The 3,463-nt window shown below is 69.7% G+C and carries 1 protein-coding gene; it reads left to right on the top strand.

Annotation, left to right across the window (positions count from 1 at the left end; genetic code table 11):
* Window positions 1-3,428: multifunctional oxoglutarate decarboxylase/oxoglutarate dehydrogenase thiamine pyrophosphate-binding subunit/dihydrolipoyllysine-residue succinyltransferase subunit (locus tag ABD308_RS09190; protein WP_344330593.1), on the top strand; the 3,428-nt coding region annotated here is incomplete at its 5' end.
* Between the last annotated feature and the right edge of the window lie 35 nt (window positions 3,429-3,463).

Here is a 3,463-nt window from a genome sequence, read left to right as displayed (position 1 = left end):
CTCCCGCCGCCCCGCCGGCGCCCAAGGCCGCCACCCCGGCCGCCGCGCCCGCCGCCGAGCCCACCGGCCCCCAGCTGGTCCAGCTGCGCGGCCCGGCCAAGGCCGTCGCCACCAACATGGACGCCTCGCTGGAGGTGCCGACCGCGACCTCGGTGCGCGCCGTCCCGGCCAAGCTGTTGATCGACAACCGCATCGTCATCAACAACCACCTGCAGCGCGCCCGCGGCGGCAAGGTCTCCTTCACCCACCTGATCGGCTACGCCCTGGTCCAGGCCGTCAAGGCCTCCCCGGGCATGAACCACAGCTACAAGGTGGAGGACGGCAAGTCCTACCTGGTCAAGCCCGAGCACGTGAACCTCGGCCTGGCCATCGACCTGGTCAAGCCGAACGGCGACCGCCAGCTCGTCGTCGCGGCCATCAAGAAGGCCGAGACCCTCGACTTCTTCGGCTTCTGGCAGGCCTACGAGGACATCGTCCGCCGGGCCCGCGCCAACAAGCTGACCATGGACGACTTCACCGGCGTCACGGTCTCGCTGACCAACCCCGGCGGCATCGGCACCGTGCACTCCGTGCCGCGCCTCATGCAGAACCAGGGCACCATCGTCGGCGTCGGCGCCATGGAGTACCCGGCCGAGTTCCAGGGCTCCGCCCCGGAGACGCTGGCCCGCCTCGGCGTCTCCAAGATCATGACGCTGACCTCGACCTACGACCACCGCGTCATCCAGGGCGCGGCGTCCGGCGAGTTCCTGCGCACGATCCACCAGCTGCTGCTCGGCCAGAACGGCTTCTACGACGAGATCTTCGAGTCGCTGCGGATCCCGTACGAGCCGGTCCGCTGGGCCACCGACGTCGCCACCACCCACGACGACGAGGTCAACAAGACCGCCCGCGTCATGGAGCTGATCCACTCCTACCGGGTCCGCGGCCACCTCATGGCCGACACCGACCCGCTGGAGTACAAGCAGCGCAAGCACCCCGACCTGGACGTCACCACCCACGGCCTCACCCTGTGGGACCTGGAGCGCGAGTTCGCGGTCGGCGGCTTCGGCAACCAGCGGATGATGAAGCTGCGCGACATCCTCGGCCTGCTGCGCAACACCTACTGCCGCACCGTCGGCGTCGAGTACATGCACATCCAGGACCCGAAGCAGCGCAAGTGGCTGCAGGAGCGCCTGGAGAAGCCGTACACCAAGCCGGAGCGCGAGGAGCAGCTGCGCATCCTGCGCCGGCTGAACTCGGCCGAGGCCTTCGAGACCTTCCTGCAGACCAAGTACGTCGGCCAGAAGCGCTTCTCGCTGGAGGGCGGCGAGTCGCTCATCCCGCTGCTCGACGCCACCATCGACGCCGCCGCCGAGCACCGCCTCGACGAGGCCGTCATCGGCATGGCCCACCGCGGCCGCCTGAACGTGCTGGCCAACATCGTCGGCAAGCCGTACGACAAGATCTTCGGCGAGTTCGAGGGCAACCTCGACCCGAAGTCGATGCACGGCTCCGGCGACGTGAAGTACCACCTGGGCTCCGAGGGCACCTTCACCGGCCTGGACGGCGAGACCATCAAGGTCTCGCTGGCCGCCAACCCCTCGCACCTGGAGGCCGTGGACCCGGTCGTCGAGGGCATCGCCCGCGCCAAGCAGGACATCCTGGACCAGGGCGGCACCACCTTCCCCGTGCTGCCGATCCAGATCCACGGTGACGCGGCCTTCGCCGGCCAGGGCGTCGTCGCGGAGACCCTGAACATGTCGCAGCTGCGCGGCTACCGCACCGGCGGCACCGTGCACGTCGTGGTGAACAACCAGGTCGGCTTCACCGCCGCCCCGGCCTCCAGCCGCTCCTCGATGTACTGCACCGACGTGGCCCGCATGATCGAGGCCCCGATCTTCCACGTGAACGGCGACGACCCGGAGGCCGTGGTCCGCGTCGCGCGGCTCGCCTTCGAGTTCCGCCAGGAGTTCCACAAGGACGTGGTGATCGACCTCATCTGCTACCGCCGCCGCGGTCACAACGAGATGGACAACCCGTCGTTCACCCAGCCGCTGATGTACGACCTGATCGACAAGAAGCGCTCGGTGCGCAAGCTGTACACCGAGGGCCTGATCGGTCGCGGCGACATCACCATGGAAGAGGCGGAGCAGGCGCTCCAGGACTTCCAGGGCCAGCTGGAGAAGGTCTTCGCCGAGGTCCGCGACGCCGCCCAGGCGCCCGCCCCCGCCATCGGCGGCAAGCCGGTCGCCGACTTCCCGGTCAACATCCAGACCGGCATCTCCCAGGAGATGGTCAAGCGGATCGCCGCCTCCCAGGTCAACCTGCCGGACTGGCTGACCGTCCACCCGCGCCTGCTGCCGCAGCTGCAGCGCCGCACCGCCTCGGTCGAGGACAACACCATCGACTGGGCGATGGGCGAGACCCTCGCCATCGGCTCGCTGCTCATGGAGGGCCACCCGGTCCGCCTGGCCGGCCAGGACAGCCGCCGCGGCACCTTCGGCCAGCGGCACGCCGTGCTGATCGACCGGGCCACCGGCGAGGACTACACCCCGCTGCAGTACCTCACCGAGGACCAGGCCCGCTACACCGTGTACGACAGCCTGCTGTCCGAGTACGCGGCGATGGGCTTCGAGTACGGCTACTCGCTGACCCGCCCGAACGCGCTGGTCATGTGGGAGGCGCAGTTCGGCGACTTCGTCAACGGCGCGCAGACCATGGTGGACGAGTACATCGCCTCCGCCGAGCAGAAGTGGGGCCAGCACTCGGGCGTCACCCTGCTCCTGCCGCACGGCTACGAGGGCCAGGGCCCGGACCACTCGTCCGCCCGCCCGGAGCGCTTCCTGCAGCTGTGCGCGCAGAACAACATGACGGTCGCCATGCCGACCCTGCCGTCGAACTACTTCCACCTGCTCCGCTGGCAGGCGCACAACCCGCACCACAAGCCGCTGGTCGTCTTCACCCCGAAGTCGATGCTGCGTCTGAAGGCCGCGGCGAGCGCCACCGAGGAGTTCCTGTCCGGCTCCTTCCGCCCGGTCATCGGTGACACCACCGTCGACCCGGCGCGGGTCCGCAAGGTGGTCATCACCGCCGGCAAGTTCTACTACGACGTCGAGGCGGCCCGCACCGAGCGCGGCATCACCGACACGGCGATCGTCCGGGTCGAGCGGCTCTACCCGCTGCCGGTGGCCGAGCTCCAGGAGGAGCTGGCCCGCTACGGCGACGACGTCCAGTTCGTCTGGGCGCAGGAGGAGCCGGCCAACCAGGGCGCCTGGCCGTTCATCGCGATGAACCTGGTCGACCACCTGCAGGTCGTCATCGGCCGCAGCGCGGACGGCCCGCGCCTGCGCCGCGTCGCCCGCACGGCCTCCTCGGCCCCCGCGGTCGGCTCGGCCAAGCGGCACATCGCCGAGCAGCAGCAGCTGCTGGAGGAGATCTTCACGATCTGACCTCACGGTCGGCCGCGCGGATCCCGGCACCTCGG

The sequence above is a fragment of the Kitasatospora putterlickiae genome, assembly GCF_039527695.1.
GTDB lineage: Bacteria > Actinomycetota > Actinomycetes > Streptomycetales > Streptomycetaceae > Kitasatospora > Kitasatospora putterlickiae.
Note: the sequence above shows the minus strand (reverse complement) of the source record. Positions and strands in the feature narration are given on the sequence as shown.